This window comes from Kribbella voronezhensis, assembly GCF_004365175.1.
In the GTDB taxonomy this organism is placed as follows: Bacteria; Actinomycetota; Actinomycetes; order Propionibacteriales; family Kribbellaceae; genus Kribbella; species Kribbella voronezhensis.
The window spans coordinates 667,487-688,620 of the sequence record NZ_SOCE01000002.1; the positions used below are offsets into that span (position 1 = coordinate 667,487).

Annotated in this window: 24 protein-coding genes; 17 read left to right on the forward strand and 7 right to left on the reverse strand. The window is 69.0% G+C overall.

The features are described 5' to 3' along the window. Positions 1-75 precede the first annotated feature (75 nt). Positions 76-822 carry an SDR family NAD(P)-dependent oxidoreductase gene (locus EV138_RS30430; protein WP_133983145.1) on the forward strand — a complete coding sequence of 249 codons (747 nt, stop codon included), beginning with the start codon at positions 76-78 and terminating at the stop codon, positions 820-822. 89 nt (positions 823-911) lie between these two features. Further along, positions 912-1,952 carry a ferritin-like domain-containing protein gene (locus EV138_RS30435; protein ID WP_133983147.1) on the forward strand — a complete coding sequence of 347 codons (1,041 nt, stop codon included), beginning with the start codon at positions 912-914 and terminating at the stop codon, positions 1,950-1,952. On the opposite strand, the gene EV138_RS30440 is transcribed toward EV138_RS30435, so the two are convergent. After that, the gene (locus tag EV138_RS30440; RefSeq protein WP_133983149.1) at positions 1,949-2,386 is read right to left on the reverse strand and encodes a hypothetical protein; all 438 of its coding nucleotides are present in this window, start codon (positions 2,384-2,386) and stop codon (positions 1,949-1,951) included. The genes EV138_RS30435 and EV138_RS30440 overlap by 4 nt on opposite strands. Continuing rightward, on the reverse strand, positions 2,383-2,646 hold the full coding sequence (locus tag EV138_RS30445) for a putative antibiotic biosynthesis monooxygenase (protein ID WP_238158513.1): 264 nt from the start codon (positions 2,644-2,646) through the stop codon (positions 2,383-2,385). Before EV138_RS30445 ends, EV138_RS30440 begins: the two co-directional genes overlap by 4 nt. Positions 2,647-2,755: 109 nt before the next feature. On the opposite strand from EV138_RS30445, the gene EV138_RS30450 reads away from it, so the two are divergent. After that, entirely contained in the window at positions 2,756-3,364 is a 609-nt protein-coding gene (locus EV138_RS30450; protein ID WP_133983151.1) for a helix-turn-helix domain-containing protein, read from the forward strand. Between the two features lie 15 nt (positions 3,365-3,379). Here EV138_RS30450 and EV138_RS30455 read toward each other — a convergent pair whose 3' ends face one another. After that, positions 3,380-6,088: an ATP-binding protein gene (locus tag EV138_RS30455; RefSeq protein WP_133984565.1), complete on the reverse strand. Its 2,709-nt coding sequence runs from the start codon at positions 6,086-6,088 to the stop codon at positions 3,380-3,382. Positions 6,089-6,184: 96 nt separating this feature from the next. Here EV138_RS30455 and EV138_RS30460 point away from each other — a divergent pair, with 96 nt between their 5' ends. Then, positions 6,185-6,883, forward strand: coding sequence for a hypothetical protein (locus tag EV138_RS30460; protein WP_133983153.1), 699 nt, complete (start codon positions 6,185-6,187; stop codon positions 6,881-6,883). Positions 6,884-6,920: 37 nt separating this feature from the next. On the opposite strand, the gene EV138_RS37480 is transcribed toward EV138_RS30460, so the two are convergent. Next, complete coding sequence (locus EV138_RS37480) at positions 6,921-7,091, reverse strand: hypothetical protein (RefSeq protein WP_157979594.1); 171 nt, start codon at positions 7,089-7,091, stop codon at positions 6,921-6,923. Between the two features lie 123 nt (positions 7,092-7,214). Beyond that, complete coding sequence (locus EV138_RS30465) at positions 7,215-8,189, reverse strand: iron-containing redox enzyme family protein (protein WP_133983155.1); 975 nt, start codon at positions 8,187-8,189, stop codon at positions 7,215-7,217. 73 nt (positions 8,190-8,262) lie between these two features. Here EV138_RS30465 and EV138_RS30470 point away from each other — a divergent pair, with 73 nt between their 5' ends. Then, entirely contained in the window at positions 8,263-8,472 is a 210-nt protein-coding gene (locus EV138_RS30470) for a CDGSH iron-sulfur domain-containing protein (protein WP_133983157.1), read from the forward strand. On the opposite strand, the gene EV138_RS37485 is transcribed toward EV138_RS30470, so the two are convergent. Further along, positions 8,473-8,640 (reverse strand): hypothetical protein, encoded by a 168-nt coding sequence (locus EV138_RS37485; protein WP_166678803.1) that lies wholly within the window; start codon positions 8,638-8,640, stop codon positions 8,473-8,475. A 227-nt stretch (positions 8,641-8,867) separates the two neighbouring features. Between EV138_RS37485 and EV138_RS30475 the strand changes: the two genes are divergently transcribed. The 5 genes from EV138_RS30475 to EV138_RS30490 all read left to right on the forward strand — a co-directional run bounded on the left by EV138_RS30475 (position 8,868) and on the right by EV138_RS30490 (position 12,031). Beyond that, positions 8,868-9,206 carry an STAS domain-containing protein gene (locus tag EV138_RS30475; RefSeq protein ID WP_133983159.1) on the forward strand — a complete coding sequence of 113 codons (339 nt, stop codon included), beginning with the start codon at positions 8,868-8,870 and terminating at the stop codon, positions 9,204-9,206. 24 nt (positions 9,207-9,230) lie between these two features. Then, entirely contained in the window at positions 9,231-9,368 is a 138-nt protein-coding gene (locus EV138_RS37490; RefSeq protein ID WP_166678804.1) for a hypothetical protein, read from the forward strand. 24 nt (positions 9,369-9,392) lie between these two features. After that, complete coding sequence (locus EV138_RS30480; RefSeq protein ID WP_133983160.1) at positions 9,393-10,190, forward strand: endonuclease/exonuclease/phosphatase family protein; 798 nt, start codon at positions 9,393-9,395, stop codon at positions 10,188-10,190. 105 nt (positions 10,191-10,295) lie between these two features. Next, positions 10,296-11,324, forward strand: coding sequence for an LLM class flavin-dependent oxidoreductase (locus EV138_RS30485; protein WP_133983162.1), 1,029 nt, complete (start codon positions 10,296-10,298; stop codon positions 11,322-11,324). After that, complete coding sequence (locus EV138_RS30490; protein ID WP_133983164.1) at positions 11,321-12,031, forward strand: NADPH-dependent F420 reductase; 711 nt, start codon at positions 11,321-11,323, stop codon at positions 12,029-12,031. Before EV138_RS30485 ends, EV138_RS30490 begins: the two co-directional genes overlap by 4 nt. A 183-nt stretch (positions 12,032-12,214) precedes the next feature. On the opposite strand, the gene EV138_RS30495 is transcribed toward EV138_RS30490, so the two are convergent. Then, entirely contained in the window at positions 12,215-13,924 is a 1,710-nt protein-coding gene (locus EV138_RS30495) for a sigma-54-dependent Fis family transcriptional regulator (RefSeq protein WP_202867008.1), read from the reverse strand. A gap of 163 nt (positions 13,925-14,087) precedes the next feature. Between EV138_RS30495 and EV138_RS30500 the strand changes: the two genes are divergently transcribed. The 7 genes from EV138_RS30500 to EV138_RS30530 all read left to right on the forward strand — a co-directional run bounded on the left by EV138_RS30500 (position 14,088) and on the right by EV138_RS30530 (position 21,123). Then, positions 14,088-15,725 carry a ferritin family protein gene (locus EV138_RS30500; RefSeq protein ID WP_133983166.1) on the forward strand — a complete coding sequence of 546 codons (1,638 nt, stop codon included), beginning with the start codon at positions 14,088-14,090 and terminating at the stop codon, positions 15,723-15,725. Positions 15,726-15,827: 102 nt separating this feature from the next. Next, positions 15,828-16,862 (forward strand): FAD-binding oxidoreductase, encoded by a 1,035-nt coding sequence (locus EV138_RS30505; RefSeq protein ID WP_133983168.1) that lies wholly within the window; start codon positions 15,828-15,830, stop codon positions 16,860-16,862. Position 16,863: 1 nt separating this feature from the next. Then, positions 16,864-17,970, forward strand: coding sequence for an aromatic/alkene monooxygenase hydroxylase subunit beta (locus EV138_RS30510; protein WP_133983170.1), 1,107 nt, complete (start codon positions 16,864-16,866; stop codon positions 17,968-17,970). 2 nt (positions 17,971-17,972) lie between these two features. Further along, complete coding sequence (gene mimD, locus EV138_RS30515; RefSeq protein WP_133984569.1) at positions 17,973-18,308, forward strand: propane 2-monooxygenase effector subunit MimD; 336 nt, start codon at positions 17,973-17,975, stop codon at positions 18,306-18,308. 6 nt (positions 18,309-18,314) lie between these two features. Further along, entirely contained in the window at positions 18,315-19,358 is a 1,044-nt protein-coding gene (locus EV138_RS30520) for an amidohydrolase family protein (RefSeq protein ID WP_133983172.1), read from the forward strand. Continuing rightward, positions 19,355-20,101 (forward strand): iron-sulfur cluster assembly protein, encoded by a 747-nt coding sequence (locus tag EV138_RS30525; RefSeq protein ID WP_133983175.1) that lies wholly within the window; start codon positions 19,355-19,357, stop codon positions 20,099-20,101. Before EV138_RS30520 ends, EV138_RS30525 begins: the two co-directional genes overlap by 4 nt. Further along, positions 20,098-21,123: an NAD(P)-dependent alcohol dehydrogenase gene (locus EV138_RS30530; protein WP_133983177.1), complete on the forward strand. Its 1,026-nt coding sequence runs from the start codon at positions 20,098-20,100 to the stop codon at positions 21,121-21,123. Before EV138_RS30525 ends, EV138_RS30530 begins: the two co-directional genes overlap by 4 nt. Positions 21,124-21,134: the final 11 nt, after the last annotated feature.

Genomic DNA, 21,134 nt, shown 5'->3' on the forward strand with positions numbered 1-21,134 from the left:
GGCCCGCGGGGGCATTCTTCGTGCTGCCGACCTGATGGAATGAGGCCGGCCAGTACACCAGCGGAGGGACACGGGATGAGTGAGCGGTCGGTCTGCATCGTCACGGGCGGCGGCGGGGTCCGGATCGGCAACGGGATCTGCCGGGTGCTCGCAGCCAAGGGATGGACCGTCGTGGTCGCGGACCAGGATCTGCCGGCCGCCGTGGCGGTGGCCGAGGAGGTGCGCGGCGCGGGAGCCGACGCGGTACCGATGGCCCTGGACACCACCGATGCCGGGTCGGTGCGGGACGTGGTCGCGGCGACGGTTCGGGAGTTCGGGCGGATCGATGCCTTGGTCAACAGTGCAGGCGTCGGGTTGCGCAAACACGGCGCGGACGCGACGCCCGAGGAGTTCGATCGCGTGCACGCGATCAACTACCGCGGGCCGTGGACCTGCATCCGGGAGGTCCTGCCGGTCATGCTGGCAGGAGGCGGCGGCAGCATCGTGAACATCGGTTCGGTGCACGCCGCCGGCGCCGCCGAGACGTTCACCCTGTACGCCGCGACGAAGGCCGCCCTCGCCGCGCTGACCCGGGGGATCGCGCGGGACTACGGGCTGCGGAACATCCGCTGCAACATCGTCCATCCGGGTGCGGTGGAGAGCCGCGGCAACGAACACCTGCTGGCCGATTTCGTCGCCACCAAGCAGATGCTGCCCACCGCGATCGAGTCCGACGACATCGGCAACGCCGTCGCCTTCCTGCTCTCCACCGAGGCCCGCGCCATCACCGGCACCGAACTCTTCGTCGACGCCGGCACCACCGCCATGCTCTTCGAGCAGTAGAGCTGTCACACCACGCGGGGGTGAACTGTCTTAGCTGGTGACCGGGTGACGCTCCACGTCACCGTTCCTCGATCACCGGAGTGAGACCCATGGATCAGCAAGAACGGACCGCGGTGCTGGCGCCGATCACCACGTTGGAGAGCCTGCGGGAGCATCTCCAATGGGCGATCGAGTTGGAGCACGCCACGCTGCCGCCCTATCTGTACGCGTTGTACTCGCTCGACGAAACGCGCAATCCCGACGCTGTCCAGGCGGTGGCAGGGGTCTTCGTCGAGGAGATGATCCACCTCGCGCTGGCGGCGAACCTGCTCAACGCCGTGGGTGGGAAACCGCGGCTGGACACGCCGGGAATGCTTCCGCCTCATCCCCGGCGGCTGCCGCACGGCGATCGTGACCTGGAGTTGTCGCTGGTGCCGTTCGGACCGGAGGCGCTCGAGATGTTCCTGCGCCTCGAGCGGCCCGCCCCGCCCGGCGGCCCGGCCGAAACAGATCGGTACGAGACGATCGGGCAGTTCTACAGTGCCATCGAGGAGGGGCTGCGGTACCTGTGCACCGAACTCGGCGCGGAGGCTGTCTTCGCCGGCGATCCAGCGCGCCAGGTGTCGGCGGGCCCGTTCCGGCACAGCGGCGGCCAGGTGGCCCCGATCAAGGATCTGGAGTCGGCCCTGACGGCACTGGAGGAGATCGTCGACGAGGGTGAGGGCACGGCCCGGGGCGAGGTGTGGGACGGCGACCAGGACATCTTCCATCCTGACCACGACGAGGTCGCGCACTACTACCGGTTCCAGGAACTGAAGGTCGGCCGGCGCTACCAGCGCGGTGACACGCCGCAGTCCGGCCCGACCGGTGAGGCCGTGCGGGTCGACTTCGAAGGCGTCCGCCCGCTGCGCCACAACCCCCGGCTGTCCGATCACGCCGCGGGCACTCCGATCCGGGTCGCCCAGGAGGAGTTCAACCAGGCGTACCGCGCGCTGCTGCGGCAACTGGAGGAGGCCTTCAACGGCAGTCCGGAGCTACTCGGCGCCGCCACGCGCACCATGTACGCCCTGAAAGCAAAAGCCGCCGCCCTGATGGACCTCCAGGACGGCGACGACCTCTTCGCCGGACCCACCTTCGAGCAACGGCCTTAGTGCCAAGGATCACCGGGGGTGCGGACGAAGTGGGTCCACGTGTACCGCCATGGGATGACCGCCACGACGACCACCACGAAGAGGCAGTTGACCAGGACCGCGCGGGCCTCGGGGTTCAGGTCGTCGGCGACGAGGTGGGGGATCGCCACCGTGGCGACCCAGATGACCTTCCAGGTCACCTCGAAGAGCAGGATCGGCAGCAGCTTCACGGGGTATCTGAGGCCGAGGAAGACCAGCAGCGAAAGGGCGGTCAGCAGGCAGGTGACGACTCCGGCCGGCACCGGAAGCGTCCGAACGTCGTGGATCAGCAGCGGCCACTTGACGATCGCGAGCCCCACGCCCATGAACGCGTAGCCGACCCGCAGAACGTTGAGCCGGCGGGTGGTGAGCGCTCCGCCGGCACTGGCCGGGCTGAGGACGGGTGCGGTGGTCACGCGACTCTCCGCGAGCCGGCCCTGCGGGTCAGGAGGTGGCGGCGGGCTCGGTGGAGTTGGGGCATCAGCCCGTAGATGACGATCGGGACGGCGATCGAGGCGAGGACGAAGGTGCGGACGACCGGAGTGAGGGTGCGCAGCCAGTCGCCGAGGGCGAGGTTGAGCAGGGTCAGGGTCGGGAAGACCGCGAGCCAGATCATCAGCGCGAGCTGGTGCTTGGTCGGTGAGCCGGGGACGTTGGTCGGGTCTGGCGCGGTCACGGTGACTCCTTCGGAACGGGCGGTACGTCGTACCGGCTGGTGGTCTCAGGCTGGACCCGAGGCCCGTGTTCGCCTAGGAAGGTTGCCGAAAGTGGGAAAGGGGCGTCAGATGAGTCGCGTGAAGGACACTTCAGCGATCGAGATCGCCGGCGTACTCGAGCAGGTCGCCGGCCGGCTCAAGGACGTGCGGACCCGGCGCCGGCTCACCCTCGCCGAGGTGACCGAGGCGACCGGGATCTCGAAGAGCACGTTGTCGCGCCTCGAAACGGGACAGCGGCGGCCCACCCTGGAACTGCTGCTGGCGTTGTCGCACGTCTACCGGGTGCCACTGGGCGATCTGGTCGCGGCGCCGGAGCAGGGTGACCCGCGCATCCACCTGAAGGCCGGCCAGGTCAAGGGCCGGACGGTGATCCCGCTGACCCGCCGGCCGGACGGGACACAGGCGTGGAAGATCGTCATCCCGCCGGGCATGGTCACGCCCGAGCCCCGGGCGCACGAGGGCCGCGAATGGCTCTACGTCCTGTCCGGCCGGATGCGGGTCGTGCTCGGCGACGAGGACTGGGTCCTCGGACCCGGCGAGATCGCCGAGTTCGGCACCCAGGTCCCGCACTGGTTCGGCAGCACCGGCGACGAACCGGTGGAGATCCTGAGCATCTTCACCCGCCCCGGCGAACGAATGACCGTCCGCACGAAGCCGGCCGCGGCCGTGCTGGAGTGAATGAGCCTGTGCGCCTCAGGACACGGCAGTACGGAGCTGTCGGCGAGAGGTGATGCCGAGCTTTGCGAATGTCTTGCGGAGGTGCCACTCGACCGTGCGCGGGCTGATGAACAGCTGCGCGGCGATCTCCGGGTTGGTCAGGCCGTCGCGCGCCAGTCCGGCGATCTGCGCCTCTTGGGCGGTGAGGTCGCTGCTGGTTTCTGGTGAGCGCTTGCGGACGGTCTCGCCGGTGGCGAGCAACTCATGCCTGGCGCGTTCGGCGAAGGCTTCGAGTCCGCTGGTGGTGAACAGGTCGTGGGCCGACCGGAGCTGCTCCCGAGCATCGACCCGGCGGCCTTCGCGACGCAGCCATTCGCCGTACAGGAGCTGTGTTCTGGCTACCTCGACGCGGAGGCTGGTGCGGCTCAGGTGCTCGATCGATCGGCGGTAGGCTTCCTCGTCAGCGCTGAGCAAGGCGCGGACCCTGGCCTCGATGCCGAGTCCCCAGTCGGTCGGCGTGGCAGTGACGCGTTCGGTCAGCCAGGCGAGCGTGGACTCGACGAGTTTGGTGTCGCCGGTTCGGGAGGCCGCTTCGGCCAGCTCGCCGACCACCAGTACGCCGTACCCGAGGACGTCCTGGTCGAAGACGCGGAGCGCGGCGTCCCGGGCGTCGTCGTACCGGCCGAGTCCGTTGCAGAGCACCGACTTCGCAAAGAACGCGAAGTCGACCATGCGGCCCTGCTCGCGCTCGGTCGCCGCCGCGATCGTTGCCTCGATCAGGTCGGTCGCGGGCTTCTCGGCGCCACGGAAGGCGGCCAGCAGGAGGCCGCCGAATGCGACCTCGGGCTGGCCTGTCGCCACCGCGATCTGGCGGCCTTCCTCGACCCAGCGGGCGACGGCGGCGAGGTCGCCGGTCAGGCAGTCGAGGTTGGCGCGAAAGTTGAGTGCGAACTGCAGTTGGACGAGCGCGCCCGTCTCCCGGGCCATCTGCTCCTGCCGGCTGGAGAGCTCCTGAGCGGCGGCGAGATCCCAGACCTCCAGTGCGATGATTCCGGCGGCGCGATTCCCGGCCAGCCAGAGCCAGCTGCGGAGATCGTCGGCGCGGACGATGGCATCGCGTGCCTCGTCCAGAGCCTTGGTGAGGTCCGGCGCGGCAGCCGCGTAGCCACGCAGCACCCGCTTCGCGAAGGCCTGCAGCAGCAGGTCGGCCGCAGTAGCCGGCTCGGCCGGGGCAGGGGCGGCCTTCGCAGCCTGAGCCAGTACGCCGGGAGCGTCCGGCCCGCTGGCCCAGATCGCCGCCGACATGGCTTCCAGATGGGCCATCCGGGCCCTGGTGGCGTCGAGCGGTTCGAGCCCTCGGGCGGCCTCGAGAAGCAAGCCGGCGGCCTCGCGAGCGTGGCCCAGGTCGAAGGCGATCTGTCCGCGCAATTGCTCGGTCTCGGCTGCCCGCAGCGCGTCGGGAGGTCCGGCGGCCACGCTGGCGAGCAGGGCCAGCGCGGCGTCAAGCGCGCCCGACCCGCGTTTCGCCGCCGCCGCTGCCAGCGCGCGATCGGCTCTGCGACCAGGCGACGGACTCAGCTCCGCGGCGCGCTCCAGGAACGCGGCCGCCGCATAGAAGCCACCACGCGCCTGCGCTCGCTGCGCGGAGCGTTCCAACTCGGCGGCAACCTCCTCGTCGGGCCGCGACGTCGCCTGCGACCGGTGCCAGGCCCGCCGGTCCGGATCGGTGTCGGCGTCGGTCACCTCGGCCAGTGCCCGATGAGCGGCCTGCCGCTCCTGCGGCGACGCCATCCGGTACGCCGCCGAGCGCACCAGCGGGTGCCGGAACCGGACCCGCTGGCCGAAGCTGATCAGCCCCGACGCGATCGCGGCCGTCGCCGGGTCCGCCCCGAGCCCGAGTTGTTCCGCCGCGCGCCAGAGCAGGGTCGCGTCCCCGAGCGGTTCGGCGGCCGCGGTCAGCAGCAACATCCGGGTGTCGGCCGGCAGCGGTTCGAGGCGACGGACGAAGCCGTCCTCGATCCGGCCGGCCAGCGAACCCGGTGCCAGGCCCTCGGCCAGCTCGGCCGCACTCCAGCTCTGCGGCAGTTCCAGCAGGGCGAGCGGATTGCCACGCGTCTCGGCCACGATCCGGTCCCGCACGCGCGGGTCGATCGGGCCCGGCAACACCGAGTCCAGCAAGGCCGCGGCGTCGGCCTCGCCGAGACCGCTCAGTTCCAGCTCGGCCAGCCCGGTCAGTTCGTGCTCGACACCGTCGCGGACCGCGAAGATCATCACCACCGACTCCGCCACCAGCCGGCGAGCGACGAAGGCGAGGATCCGTGCCGACATCAGGTCCAGCCACTGGGCGTCGTCGATCACGCACAGCACCGGCTGCCGGCCGGCGGCGTCGGAGAGCAGGTTCAGGACGGCGAGGCCGATCAGGAACCGGTCCGGCGGCGGCCCGGTCAGCAGGCCGAACGCCGTCCCGAGGGCGTCGTGCTGAGGCGGCGGAAGCCGGTCGATCGCAGCCAGGAACGGCTGGCAGAGCTGATGGAGCCCGGAGTAGGCGAGTTCCATCTCGGACTCGATCCCGACCGCCCTGGCGATCCGGCAGGTCTCGCTCCGGGCCACCAACGAGTCGAGCAGGGCCGACTTGCCGACCCCGGCCTCGCCACGCAGTACCAGCGCCTCGCTGCGGCCGGACCGGGCCGCGCTGACCAATCCGTCCAGGAGGGCGAGTTCCCGCTGCCGGCCGCGTAGCCCCATGTCCACCACCGCGACAGGCTCGCATCCGGCCCGCCCGCGACGCAACGCGGCCCCGTCGCCCCGGTTCGGGCGCCGGGTTGTGCCAGGGTGGCTGGCATGGCCGAGGAGCGAGCAGGACAGACGCACCCGGGGGAGCCCCGGCTGCCGGCTGCGGCGGGGATGATGGTGGCGATCGGCCTGTACGCCGTCCTGCCGCGCTCGTTCCAGATCGGCCCCCGCTACGTGATCCCGGCCCTGGAGTTGTTGCTGTTCATCCCGCTGCTACTGGCCAACCCGCGTCGGATGAGCCGGCAGAACCGGTTGCTGCGGAGGCTGTCGATCGGGCTGGTGCTGCTGATCGCGTTGTCCAACACGACCGCGCTCGTGCTGTTGATCCACTCGCTGGTCGCCGGGGACGCGGTGGCTGGTGGGCAACTGCTGGCGGCCGCGGCGCAGGTGTGGCTGACGAACGTCCTGGTGTTCGCGCTGGCGTACTGGGAGCTGGACCGCGGCGGTCCGGTGACGCGGGTCCGGATGGCCCGCCCGGGGCTGCCCGCGGCCGACTTCCGGTTCCCGCAGGACGAGGACCACGACGCGATCAGCGAGGTCGCGATGCGGTCGTCGGCCAAGTCGGGCTGGGCGCCCGGGTTCATCGACTACCTGTACATCTCGGTCACCAACTCGTCGGCCTTCAGCCCGACGGACACCATGCCGCTGACCGTTCGGGCCAAGCTGCTGATGGCGGTCGAGTCGGTGTCGGCGCTGATGCTCTCGGTGCTGGTGGTGTCGTTCGCCGTCGGGGCGCTGCAGAGATAGCGGCCGGCTTCCGAGCGGCCCTGGTTTCCCAGCGGCCCTAGTTTCCCAGCGGCATGGGGCATTCGGGTTCGGTGGCGACGTCGTCGAGGTCGTAGGCGACCAAGGGGCAGCGCACGCAGTACAACAGCCCGTCGTCGAGGTTGCTGACGAGCTCATGACCGTGGGCCACCACCTGCTGGCCGGTCGAGTCGGCCGATGAATCGGTCACGGTCCTCATTTCCCCAGAGAGGCTGCGCAGTGCCTCCCTGGTTCCCCGTGCGTAGATTTCCACGCTGACAGCTCCATCACACCGTAGTACGGACCCACACCTGGCTCAGCAGGCGGCATCGGCTCAGCTTGCTGCTTGTTCGTCGGGAATGGCGTGCCAGGTCGTGAGCAGGTGGGTGGCGAAGAGGTTGTCGATGCCGAGTGAGCAGGCGGCACCGAAGAGGACGTCGGGGGCCGCTTCGGGATGATCGGCGACGTAGGAGTCGCACAGGTCGTGCGCCGCGATCTGCTCGTGGACGGCGTCCGCCTCGACGTGCTCGGTGAAGTAGCGCGCCTGGTCCGCGGTGGCGCCGAGCCGGGCGGCTCCGGCGGCGTACCGGCGGTTCGGCAGGGTCGAGGTCATCTCGAGCGCCGCCAGGTGGCCGACCAGCGCACCGATCCACCGGCGGTGGAAGGCGAACAGCGACATCACGTTGGACAGCGCCAGCGTCACGGCCGGTACGTCGGGAACGTAGTACCCGTAGCTGTCGTCGAGCCCCAGCCAGCGCATCGTCGTACGGAACAACTCGGCGTGCATCCGCTCGGGACGGCCGCCGCCGTACTCGTCGGCCTGGATCTCCACCAGCGCGGCCTTCGCGGCGCCGTCGAGGCGGGGGATGCCGAAGCTGTGCGGGTCGGCTTCCTTCAACTGGTAGACCGACCGGTTGGCGACGAACTCGGCGAACTGCCCCAGGTCGGCGTGCCGATGCAGGTACGCCGCCAGCGACGGGCCGTCGTCGGCGTCGACCATCCGGCGGAGCTGCGCCGACACCGGCTCAGTCGTTGCCTTCGGCCACCAGGCGTCCCGGAGCCAGTCCGACCAGGGCTCCTCGAGCCTGGTCCGGAAGGCCAGGATGTCCGGGTCCCACTCGGCCTCGGCGGGCACGCCGTCGAAGCCGCGGTAACTGAGTTCGTAGCAGCACCACAGCGTCAGCTGGAAGTCTTCGTCGGCCCATCGGGCCGCGCGGTCGCCGTCGACCGGCGGAATGGGATCCGAGTGGCCTTCCAGGCGGCTGATCAGCCAGCCGCTCAGTGGCCCCCGTGCAGGCGGTACTCGCATCGTCACCCTCCTCGTTCGAGCGGCCGGTACCCGGCCCGAAACCGGGATGCATAAGTTTGGGCACCTACTGGTCATGGACGACAAACACAGCGAGGGCGCGGTGATCCGGGCGTACGCCGACGGGCCGCTGCTGGTGCGCGGCGACTTCGAACTGCGCGACGAGGCGGGCGAGCTGATCGATCCGGGCCGCGCCACGATCGCGTTGTGCCGGTGCGGGCGCTCGGCCAGCAAGCCGCTGTGCGACGGGACACACTCCCTGCTCAAGAAGCGCCGCGAGCCCTGACTACGGCCGCTCGCCCTGCCGGCGGTAGGCGCCGGCGACCACCAGGATCGAGCCGAAGGCCAGCAGCGCGATGGCCAGACCGACCGGTCCGTCACCGGTGGCGCTGAGGATCAGCCCGGCCACGGTCATCGCGAAGCCGAGAGCGGTGAACAGCAGCGATCTCCACACCTGACTCGAGATCCTGCCGGTACGTCGTGGCGGTTCTCCCATGACTGTCCAGTACCCGCCGCGGCGCCCATCGACCCGGCCCGGCCCGGCCTGTTCATGCCGAAATCCCGGCCGAAATCTCCGCCCGGATTCGTGTGATTACGCGGCGGGTGAACGGGGTACCGGGCTCCTACTCGTCGGGCAGTGTGCGGGTAATCGTTGCATGTGTGAGGGAAGGGCCGGGGGATATGACCATCGTCGATGGTGAGACCTACGACCAAGCTGCGACGGCGACGCCTGCCGTACGGCTCGAGGTGGATGCCGAGACCGCGCGGGTCGTGGTCGAGGGCGTGCTGACCGAAGCTGTCGCGGCGGCCGCTCGGGAGTTGCTGCTCGACGCCTGCGAACTGAGGACGGCGGCCGTGGTCCTGGATCTGAGGGCGATCCTGGATCCGGCCGACCTCGATGTCCTGCCGCACCTGGTAGATGTGGCGCAGCGGCGGTGCTGGGCCGCCCGCCGCCGGTTCGACCTGGCCGTTGCCGACCCCGACGTCCGCGAAGCCCTTGCCGCCGCCGGACTCTGGTAGTTCCGACCTGGAGAGGACGCTGTGATGACCGACCACCCCGGTGAAGAGCCGTTGATCGACGACCTCGTCGACGAGACCCGGCTGCCCGAGCAGACCCCCGAGGTCGGCTCACCTCCCGACCACCAGCCCGACCCGTTGGACCCCGAGCTCTCGGACCACTGACCGGTGGACCACCAACTCCGGGTGATGACCTGGAACATCTGGTGGCGCTTCGGTCCGCGCTGGCGTGAGCGGCAACCCGGCATCCTGGAGACCGTCCGCCGCTTCACCCCGGACGTGATCGCGCTCCAGGAGGTGTGGGGCACCGACGCCGGAACGCAGGCCGACGAACTGGCCGACGCTCTCGGTCTGCACGCGGTCTTCGCCGCGCCCTCGTATCCGACTGCCCCGGAGTCACCCGAGAATCCGGATCAGGAAGGCGTCGAACTCGGGGTGGCTCTGCTCAGCCGCTGGCCGATCACGCAGTACGAAGCCATCCCGATGCCGTCCCGGCACCGTGCCTGGGATCCCGTCGTACTCAAGGCCACCATCGATCATCCGGCTGGGCCGCTGCCCGTTCTGGCGGCCTGCCTCGAGCACGCCACCACGTACAGCGACGACCGGTTGGCGCAGGCCGCGCTGCTGGCGGACCTGGCGACCGATCCCTCGACCGACGGGCCGTGTCCTTCGCTCGCGATGGGCGACCTGAACGCGGCCGCCGACAGCGCCGTACTGCGACCGCTCCGCGAGGTACTGATCGATGCCTGGATCGCCGGTGGGGGAGCCGAAGACGCGGTGACGTTGCCGTCGAGTCATCCGAGTGCTCCGCTCGAGGCCGGACCGGAACTCGTCGACCAGCGGATCGACCACATCTTCTACCGGCCGGGTCACGAGGACCAGTTGGTCAACGTCGAGTCGGCGATGATCGCCGGCGACGCGGTCGACGGTGTGTTCCCGTCCGACCACCGCGCGGTCGTCTGCGACCTGCGCTGGCACGACCGCTGATCTGCTGTGCTGAGCGACCCCCGGAATGAACCACGCCCTCTCTCGTGTTGACATGTCAACCAGGACTTGCACAATGGACCTGCCTACGAGAGGGAAGGACGCCTGATGAGCGACCTGTTGTTCGGCCTCGACACCTTCGGGGACATCCCGGAGGACGACGAAGGCCGGCTGGTATCCGCCGCGGCCGCGATCCGCCAGGTGATCGACGAGGCGGTGCTGGCCGACGAGCTCGGCGTCGACGCGATCGCGCTCGGCGAGCACCACCGGCCGGAGTACTCGATCTCCACTCCGGAGACGGTGCTCGCCGCGATCGGGGCCCGCACGTCGCGGATCAAGCTCGGCTCGGGCGTGACGGTGCTGAGCTCCGACGATCCGGTCCGGGTGTTCCAGCGGTTCTCGACCGTCGACGCAATCTCGAACGGCCGGGCGGAGGTCATCCTCGGCCGCGGTTCGTTCACGGAGTCGTTCCCGTTGTTCGGCTACGACCTGCAGGACTACGAGGTGCTGTTCGAGGAGAAGCTGCAGCTGTTCGCGCGGTTGCTCGAGGAGAAGCCGGTCACCTGGAGCGGCACCACCCGGGCCGCGCTGGAGAACGTGGAGGTCTATCCCAAGACCGAGTCCGGCCGGTTGACGACCTGGGTCGGCGTCGGCGGAACACCACAGTCGGTCGTGCGGACGGCGTACTACGGCCTGCCGCTGATGCTCGCGATCATCGGTGGCTCGCCCGAGCGCTTCTCGTCGTACGTCGATCTGTACCGGCGGGCGGCCGAGCAGTTCGGCACCGTCGCGCATCCGGTCGGGATGCACTCGCCGGGGTTCGTCGCCGACACCGACGAGGAGGCGAAGGAGATCTTCTGGCCGCGGTACAAGGTGATGCGGGACCGGATCGGGGCGTTGCGCGGCTGGCCGCCGGTGAAGCGGTCGGAGTTCGACGCCGAGGTCGCTCACGGTTCGCTGTACGTCGGATCGCCGGACACCGTGGCGCACCGGATCGCCGACGCGGCGAAGAAGCTCGACGTCGGCCGGTTCGACCTGATCTACAGCGCCGGGTCCGTGCCGGTCAGCGCCCGGCTGCGGGCGGTCGAGCTGTACGGCGCGAAGGTGATCCCGATGGTTCGCGAGCTGCTCGCATGAAGCCCACGATCGCCATTCTCGGCGCGGGCAAGGTCGGCACGGTGCTCGCCCGGCTTGCGGTGGCTGCCGGCTACCACGTCCTGATCGCAGGTTCGGGTGAGGTGTCGAAGATCGCGCTGATCGTCGAGATCGTGACGCCCGGGGCCGAGGCGACGACGGCCGCCGATGCCGCCACCCGTGCCGACGTGGTGATCCTCGCGCTGCCGCTCGGCAAGTACCGGACCGTTCCCGCCGAGGCGCTGGCCGGCAAGCTGGTCGTCGACGCGATGAACTACTGGTGGGAGATCGACGGCCACCGCGATGATCTGACCGATCCGCGGACGTCGTCCAGCGAGATCGTCCAGGAGTTCCTGCGGGGAGCGCGCGTGGTGAAGGCGTTCAACCACCTGGGCTACCACGACCTCGAGGACGGTGCCCGGCCGGCCGGAGCCCCGGATCGCAAGGCGATCGCGGTGGCGGGAGAGCCCGGTGATGTCGAGGTGGTCGCGGGGATCGTCGACGCGCTCGGGTTCGACCCGGTGCCGGCCGGTCCCTTGGCCGAGGGCGTGCGCTTCGGCCCCGACACCGAACTGTTCGGCGCGAACGTCGATGCCACGGAGGTCCGCGCGATGCTCGACCGCTTCCCGCAGACCTCACGCGGCCGGCTGGTTGCCCAAGCCCGTCACGAAACCGCGGACGGCTCGGCCGAGGACGAGGCCGCCGCCTAGATCACCTGACCGCCCTCGGCCGCCACCTGACCGCCCTCGGCCGCCACCTGACCGCCCTCGGCCGCACCTGACCGCCCTCGGCTGCCACCTGACCGCCCTCGGCCGCACCTGACCGCCCTCGGCTGCCACCTGACCGCCCTCGGCCGCACCTGACCCCGCCAGCATCAGTGGCCCTTGGCAACTTCAGGTGACGATGCCGTAGTCGCGGATCTTGCGGTAGATGGTCGCGCGGGACATGCCGAGCGCGGCGGCCGCGGCGGTCTTGTCGCCGTGATGGGCCGCCAGCGCACCGACGACGGCGTCGCGCTCGAGTGCTTCCATCCTGGTCAGGTGCCGCCGCGTCGTCGCCCGGCATTCGGCCGGCAGGTCGGCGAGTTCGATGACGCCGGAGCGGCGGCGCCGGGCGACCTCGGTCAGCACCCGCCGCAGGTGCGTGACGTTGCCGGCCCAGGGAAGTCGCATCAGCTGGTTGGTCGCGGCCGGGGACATCGTCACGCCGGTGATACCGGCCCGGCCGAGGAGCTGCCGGACCAGCGCCGGGATGTCCTCCAGGTGATGGCGCAGCGGTGGCACCTCGACCGTTCGCGGGAAGAAGTGGAGCAGCTGGGTGCCGAGCTGCTCCGAGCCGCCGGTCTGCCCGGTGAGCATCGTGAGGGCGACCCAGGGATCCCGGCCGATCGAGCCGTCGCGTGCACTCTGCAGCAGCATCGTCAGACCTTCGATGGCCTCGCCGTTCAGCAGGTGGGCGCGGGCGATGATCAGGTCCGCGCCGGACTCCAGTTCGGCGCCGGCATGGCTGAGGAAGTCCTCCGTCGGTACCGGCTCCGCGGCGTCGAGCACCGCCAGCCTGCCGTTCGGCGAGGTGTAGTCGCGCACGCTTCGCAGCAGGCTCAGCTTGCCCACGCCCGCCTCACCCTCGGCGACCAGCCATTCGGCCCGGCCGCTGGCGTCCAGGACCTCGTGGATCGTGTGCCGCCACAGCGCGCTCGTCCCGGCCAGCCCGGGCAGCGCGGGCACGCGCCCCTCGCTGGTCGTCCGCGTCCCTGAGCGCTGTTCCTTGATCTGGATGACTCCACCGGCCAGGGTGTCGCCCAGGAACGTCGGGTTGTAGGCGAGCCGGGCGATGGTCCCGCTCGGCAGGTCGGCGATGAACGTCACCGGCTTCGTGCCGCCGCGGGCGTCCCGGGTGCGATCGATGAGGGCGGCCTGGTCGGTGGAGTCGAAGTGCTGCTGGGCGTGCGAGTTGATCATGAACACCTCGTCGCCGAGCGCGATCACGGAGCCGCCGGTGTGCCGGCAGACCGCGTAGTAGTCGCTCAGCAGGGCCTGGTCCAGCGCGTTCGCCTCCTCGACGATGCGCTCCTGGATCCGCCGGGCGGCGAGCTTGGCGAACGACAGCAGCACAGCGTTCGAGTTCTTGGCCTGCGTCGTGATGTCGAGTACGCCGAGCAGGCCGCCGGTGACCGGGTGCGCGATCGGCGCCCCGGCACACGCGAAGCCCCGTAGTACGCCGGTGTAGTGCTCCTCGCCGAGGACCAGGATCGGGCCGCCGACCTCGAGGGCGGTGCCGATGCCGTTGGTGCCGACCTCGGACTCGGCATAGCGGAAACCCGGGGCCAGGTCGACGGAGTCCAGCCGCCGGATCAGGGTGCGGTCACCGCCGCGACGGTCCAGCACGACACCTTTGGCGTCGGTCAGGATGATGCACACCGGCTCGTTGGTGAGCTCCGACGACAACGCGTCGATGACCGGCCGGGCGGCTCTGGTCAGGGTGGTGTCGTAGTCGATCCCGGCGAAGTACGACGGTGCCGGCTGGTCGGCGTCGACGAGCGAGTCCTGAGAGCGCTGCCAGGACATCCGGATCGTGTTCCGGACAGGCAGGTCGGTGGGCATCCCGGCTCCCCTCTGCTCGGCGACTCCTGGACAGCGGAACACGACCAACAGTAAGTCGCCCGCCGGAAAGCCGCGTCTCACATTGAGACAGCGGCCCGCTCATCGGACACCTTTCATCAGTGCAACACGGTCATCGCCGGAAACGGCAATTCTGGAGGCAGAGATGAGCAGGCAGAGTCTCACCAAGGCGCATGCCAAGATCACCGAACTCTCGTGGGAGCCGACCTTCGCCACACCGGCCACCCGGTTCGGGACGGACTACACGTTCGAGCGGGCACCCAAGAAGGACCCGCTGAAGCAGATCATGCGGTCCTACTTCCCGATGGAGGAGGAGAAGGACAACCGGGTCTACGGCGCCATGGACGGCGCGATCCGGGGCAACATGTTCCGCCAGGTCCAGCAGCGCTGGCTGGAATGGCAGAAGCTGTTCCTGAGCATCATCCCGTTCCCGGAGATCTCCGCGGCCCGGGCGATGCCGATGGCGATCGACGCGGTACCGAACCCGGAGATCCACAACGGGCTCGCGGTGCAGATGATCGACGAGGTCCGGCACTCGACGATCCAGATGAACCTCAAGAAGCTGTACATGAACAACTACATCGACCCGGCCGGGTTCGACATGACCGAGAAGGCGTTCGCGAACAACTACGCGGGCACCATCGGCCGGCAGTTCGGCGAGGGGTTCATCACCGGTGACGCGATCACCGCCGCGAACATTTACCTGACGGTGGTCGCGGAGACCGCCTTCACCAACACGCTCTTCGTCGCCATGCCGGACGAGGCGGCCGCCAACGGCGACTACCTGCTGCCGACGGTGTTCCACTCGGTGCAGTCCGACGAGTCGCGGCACATCAGCAACGGCTACTCGATCCTGCTGATGGCCCTCGCCGACGAGCGCAACCGCCCGCTGCTCGAGCGCGACCTGCGCTACGCGTGGTGGAACAACCACTGTGTCGTGGACGCCGCGATCGGCACGTTCATCGAGTACGGCACCAAGGACCGGCGCAAGGACCGGGAGAGCTATGCGGAGATGTGGCGCCGCTGGATCTACGACGACTACTACCGCAGCTACCTGCTGCCGCTGGAGAAGTACGGGCTCACGATCCCGCACGACCTGGTCGAAGAGGCCTGGAACCGGATCACGAACAAGGGCTACGTGCACGAGGTGGCCCGGTTCTTCGCCACCGGCTGGCCGGTGAACTACTGGCGGATCGACGCCATGACGGACACCGACTTCGAGTGGTTCGAGCACAAGTACCCGGGCTGGTACTCCAAGTACGGCAAGTGGTGGGAGAACTACAACCGGCTCGCCTACCCGGGCCGGAACAAGCCGATCGCCTTCGAGGAGGTCGGGTACCAGTACCCGCACCGCTGCTGGACCTGCATGGTGCCGGCCCTGATCCGCGAGGACATGGTCACCGAGAAGGTCGACGACCAGTGGCGCACCTACTGCTCGGAGACCTGCTACTGGACCGACGCCGTCGCGTTCCGCAGCGAGTACGACGGCCGGCCGACGCCGAACATGGGCCGGCTGACCGGGTTCCGCGAATGGGAGACCCTGCACCACAACAAGGACCTGGCCGACATCGTGTCGGACCTCGGCTACGTCCGCGACGACGGCAAGACGCTGATCGGCCAGCCGCACCTGGACCTGGACGACCCGAAGAAGATGTGGACCCTCGACGACGTCCGCGGCAACACGTTCATGAGCCCGAACGTGCTGCTGAACCAGATGTCGGACGCCGAGCGCGAGGCGCACGTCGCGGCGTACAAGGCGAACGGCACCAAGGCTGCCGGCTGACCTCCTGACCCGGCCGGTGGCGCCGTGTTGCCCTGTCGTCCGGCGCCACCGGCCGTTCCACCCCTATCCGTACCAACCCACAGCCAGCTTGAGGAGGCCGTCGTGGCCGACAGCCATCGCATCCGCTTCGAACCGGTCGACATCGAGATGGACGTCACCGAGGACGACAAGATCCTCGACGCCGCGTTCCGGCAGGGCATCCACCTGATGCACGGCTGCAGGGAGGGGCAGTGCTCCGCCTGCAAGTCGTACGTCCTCGAGGGTGACCTGCAGATGGAGCGCTACTCGACCTTCGCCTGCAACGACGCCGAGGTCGCCGAGGGGTACGTGCTGCTGTGCCGGGCGCACGCCTACAGCGACTGCACGATCGAGTTGCTCAACTTCGATCCTGACGAACTGCTCGGCGGCATCCCGATCCAGACCGTCAGCGCCGAGGTCAGCGCGATCGAGCCGGTGACCCGCGACATCGTCTCGCTCCGGCTGACCGCCGGGCAGGTGTTCGAGTTCAAACCGGGTCAGTACGTCGACCTCACCATCCCCGGCACCGACGACCACCGGTCGTTCTCGATGGCGACCACCCGGTCGGCCGCGGGCGAGGTCGAGTTCCTGATCAAGAAGTACCCCGGGGGCCGGTTCTCGGCCTTGCTCGACGGCGAACTGAAGGTCGGCGACGTGTTGTCGATGACCGGCCCGTACGGCTCGTCGACGCTCAAGGACGGCCACGTGCTGCCGGTGATCTGTATCGCCGGCGGCGCGGGGATGGCGCCGATCCTGTCCATCCTGCGACACCTGCGGGAGACCGGCAGCACCCGGCCGGTCCGGTTCTACTACGGCGCCCGGACCGCGGCCGACCTGTTCTACCTGGACGTGATCGCCGAGCTCGGTGCCGACCTGACCGGGTTCGAGTTCATCGCCTGCCTCTCGGAGTCGATGGAGGGCGCCGACAGCAGTGCGGAGCGGGGCAACGTCACCGAGGTGGTCGAGCGCCGCGAGGCCGAGTTGCATCGCAGCGAGGTCTACCTGTGCGGACCGCCGCCGATGGTGGACGCCGCCTTGACGTTGCTAGAGGCAAGCAACGTGCCGAACGACCAGGTCTTCTACGACAAATTCACCAGCCCAGCGACCGATGGAGCCTGAGATGACGCAATCCGCAGTACCGAAGCAGCGCAGCTTCCCGAAGATCGAGTTCACCGACTCCGAGGCCGGCGCGCTGGAGTTCCCGAGCTCGAAGAGCCGGGCCTACAACTACTACCAGCCGGCCAAGCTGCGCGCGACGATGTACGAGGACGTCACGGTCGACGTGCAGCCGGACCCCGACCGGCATCTGAGCCAGGGCTGGATCTACGGCTTCGGCGACGGCCCCGGCGGCTACCCGAAGGAGTGGACGGCCGCGAAGTCGTCGAACTGGCACGCCTTCCTCGACCCGAACGAGGAGTGGGACCAGACGATCTACCGGAACAATTCCGCGGTCGTCCACCAGGTCGACCTCTGTCTGCAGAACGCCAAGCGAGCCAGGGTGTACGACGGCTGGAACGCCGCCTGGCTCAAGTTCATCGAGCGCAACCTCGGCGCCTGGATGCACGCCGAGAACGGCCTGGCCCTGCACGTCTTCACCAGCATCCAGCGGTCCGGGCCGACCAACATGATCAATACCGCGGTCGCCGTCAACGCCGCCCACAAGATGCGGTTCGCCCAGGACCTCGCCCTCTTCAACCTGGATCTGAGCGAAGCCGACGTACCGTTCGACGGCAGCGCCCACATCGGGGTCTGGAAGGACGCGCCCGAGTGGCAGCCGACCCGTGAGGTGGTCGAGCGGCTGACCGCGGTCGGCGACTGGTGCGAGTTGCTGTTCGCCACCAACATCGTGTTCGAGCAGTTGGTCGGATCGCTGTTCCGGACCGAACTGGTGATGCAGATCGCGGCCCGCAACGGCGACTACATCACCCCGACGATCGTCGGCACCGGCGAGTACGACTACGACCGCGACCTGAACTACACCCGCAACCTGTTCCGGCTGCTGAGCAGGGACGAGGAGTTCGGCGAGACCAACAAGGTGCTGTTCGGCGAATGGCTCGCCACCTGGGTACCGCGTTGTCTCGACGCGGCCCAGGCGCTCCAGCCGATCTGGTCGCAGCCGGCCGACAAGCCGGTCACCTTCGCGTCGAGTCTCGACGCCGCCAAGCAGAAGTTCCGTTCGCTGCTCGAGGACCTCGGGCTCGACTCACCGAAGGAGCTGGACCAGTGAGCATGCATTTCGGATCCGACACCGAGTTCTCCAACAAGTGCGGGGTCACCTTGATGAACACCCCGATCGGCCGGGTGGTCGCCGAGGTGATGGGCGCCAAGGAGGGCGTCGAGCTGACCGAGTACCCGTCGATGATCCGGGTCGACGGCACCGGGCTGCTGAACTTCGACTACGCCGAGCTGACCGACGCGCTCGGGTCGGAGTTCGACGGCTCGGTGTTCGAGGAGATCAGCTCCACCCACTACGGCCGGATGGTCCACCTGGACGACAAGACCATCCTGTTCGCCAGCCCGGAGGACGCTGCCGAGTACATCGGCTTCGACCTGGTCAGGAAGTGATCGGTCATGTACGAGCACGAGGGTGAGAAGTACTTCGTCGTCGACGCCCACATCGCGTTGTGGGACGGCCGCGCGTCCAACCAGAAGAACATCCACGGCAAGCAGTTCATCGACTGCTTCTACGACTACCACAAGAACCTCAGCCCCACCGACGCCGTCTGGGACTACGACACCTACACGTACTACGGCGGGCAGCGGCTGCTGAAGGACCTGTTCGAGGACGGCTACGTCGATCACGCGATCTTCCAGCCGGCCATCCTCGGCGAGTTCTACCGCACCGGGTTCGGCCAGACCGAGGAAGCACTCGAGCTGACCCGGCAGAACCCGGGCAGGCTGACCTACAACCACGCCTGGGACCCGCGCTTCGGCGAGGAAGGGCTGAAGCAGCTCCGCGAGGACGCGGGCCGGATGAACCTCAAGGGCGTGAAGCTCTACACCGCCGAATGGCACGGCGACTCGCGCGGCTGGAAGCTCGACGACCCGTGGTCGCGCCGCTATCTCGAGGAGTGCCTCGAGCTCGGCATCAAGAACATCCATGTCCACAAGGGCCCCACCATCCGGCCGCTGGACCGCGACGCCTTCGACGTGGCGGACATCGACAAGGTGGCGACCGACTACACCGACCTGAACTTCATCGTCGAGCACGTCGGCCTGCCCCGGCTGGAGGACTTCTGCTGGATCGCCACCCAGGAGTCCAACGTGTACGGCGGTCTCGCGGTCGCGATGCCGTTCATCCACACCCGGCCCGGCTACTTCGCCCAGATCCTCGGCGAACTGCTCTACTGGATCGGCGAGGACAAGATCCTGTTCTCCAGCGACTACGCGATCTGGACGCCCAAGTGGCTGGTCGAGAAGTTCGTCGACTTCCAGTTGCCGGCCGGCCAGTCGGAGTACGGGCCGATCACGGTCGAACAGAAGAAGAAGATCCTCGGGCTGAACGCTGCCGCGCTGTACGACCTCGACGTCCCCGAGGAGCTGCGGCTGCCCACCGACGCCGGTGACACCGACGCCGAAGTGGCCGCCGGGGCGAAGGAGGCCGTGGCGTCATGAGTACGGTCACCCCTGCTGCGAAGACCAGTTTGGCGAGCGAGGTGACGGCGGCCCTGGCGACCGTCGTCGACCCCGAACTGGACGAGCCGATCACCGACCTCGGTTTCGTCCGGTCGATCCGGATCGACGACGTCGGGGTGACCGTCCATCTGCGGCTGCCGACGTCGTTCTGCGCACCGAACTTCGCCTACCTGATGGCCGCCGACGCTCAGGATGCGCTGCGGCGCGTCCCGGGCGCCGGCCGGGTGATGGTGCTGCTGGACGATCACCACGACTCGGACCGGATCAACGCCGGCCTGGCCCTGAACGCCGGCTACCGCGGCACATTCGGGCCCGAGGCGGAGGACAGCCTGGACGAGTTGCGGCGGATCTTCCAGCGCAAGGCGCACACCGCCGCCATGGAGCGCTGTGTGATGGCGCTGCTCCGGACGACCGACCGGAAGCTCGAGGACCTGCACGAGCTCACACTCGGTGAGCTTCCGGGGGGCCCGCACAAAGAGGCCCTGTTGCGGCGCCGGACCGACATCGGGCTCGGCATCGGCCCGGACGACCTGGTCGTCGTCGACGAGGACGGCCGGCCGGTGGCGCAGTCCGCCGTACCGCTTCGGCTTCGGTACGCGAAGGCGGTCCGGGTCTCCGTGGAGGGCAACGCGCACTTCTGCCGGGGCCTGCTCGCGACCCGGTACGACGACGAGCCGGGCGGGCTGACCACTCACATCACCGACACGAGGAGAGCGTCATGAGGGCGGTACAAGTCGTCGGCTACCACACCAAGTTGCAGCTCACCGAAGTACCGGAGCCGCGGATCGCCGGGCCGCTCGATGTGGTGGTCAGGATCGGCGGCGCCGGGGTCTGCCGGACGGATCTGCACATCCTCGAAGGGCAGTGGGCCGAGAAGAGCGGCGTCGCGCTGCCGTACACGATCGGACACGAGAACGCCGGGTGGGTGCACGCGATCGGCGACGCGGTCACCAACGTGAAGGTCGGCGACAAGGTGATCCTGCATCCACTCATCACCTGCGGCCTGTGCCGCGCCTGCCGCTTCGGTGACGACGTGCACTGTGAGAACAGCCGGTTCCCTGGTATCGACACCGACGGCGGCTACGCCGAATACCTCCGTACCACGGCTCGCAGCGTGGTCCGGATCGACGACAGCCTCGAGCCGGCGGATGTCGCGGCCCTCGCCGACGCGGGCCTCACGGCGTACCACGCGGTCGCCAAGGTGGCCCGCTCCACCAGGCCCGGCGACATCTGCGTGGTGATCGGCGCGGGCGGCCTCGGGCACATCGGCATCCAGGTACTGAAGGCGATCTCGGCGGTCACCGTGGTGGTGGTCGACCGCAACCCGGCGGCCGTCCAGCTCGCCGTCGAGATCGGCGCGGACCACGGGATCGTTGCCGACGGCACCCAGGTGCGGCAGGTGCTGGAACTGACCGGTGGCAAGGGCGCGGAGGCCGTCGTCGACTTCGTCGGCGAGGGCGGTGCGACCGCCGAGGGCGTGGCGATGCTGCGCCGGGCCGGCAACTACTACGTGGTCGGGTACGGCGAGAACCTCGACGTCGCGACCATCGACATCATCTCCACCGAGATCAACTTCATCGGCAATCTCGTCGGCTCCTACAACGACCTGCAGGAGCTGATGGTGCTGGCCGCGCAGGGCAAGGTCACCCTGCACACCACGAAGTACCCGCTGGCCGACTTCCAGCAGGCGATCGACGACCTCGACGCGGGACTCGTCCGCGGCCGGGCGATTCTCATCCCTTGAAAGGCTGAATC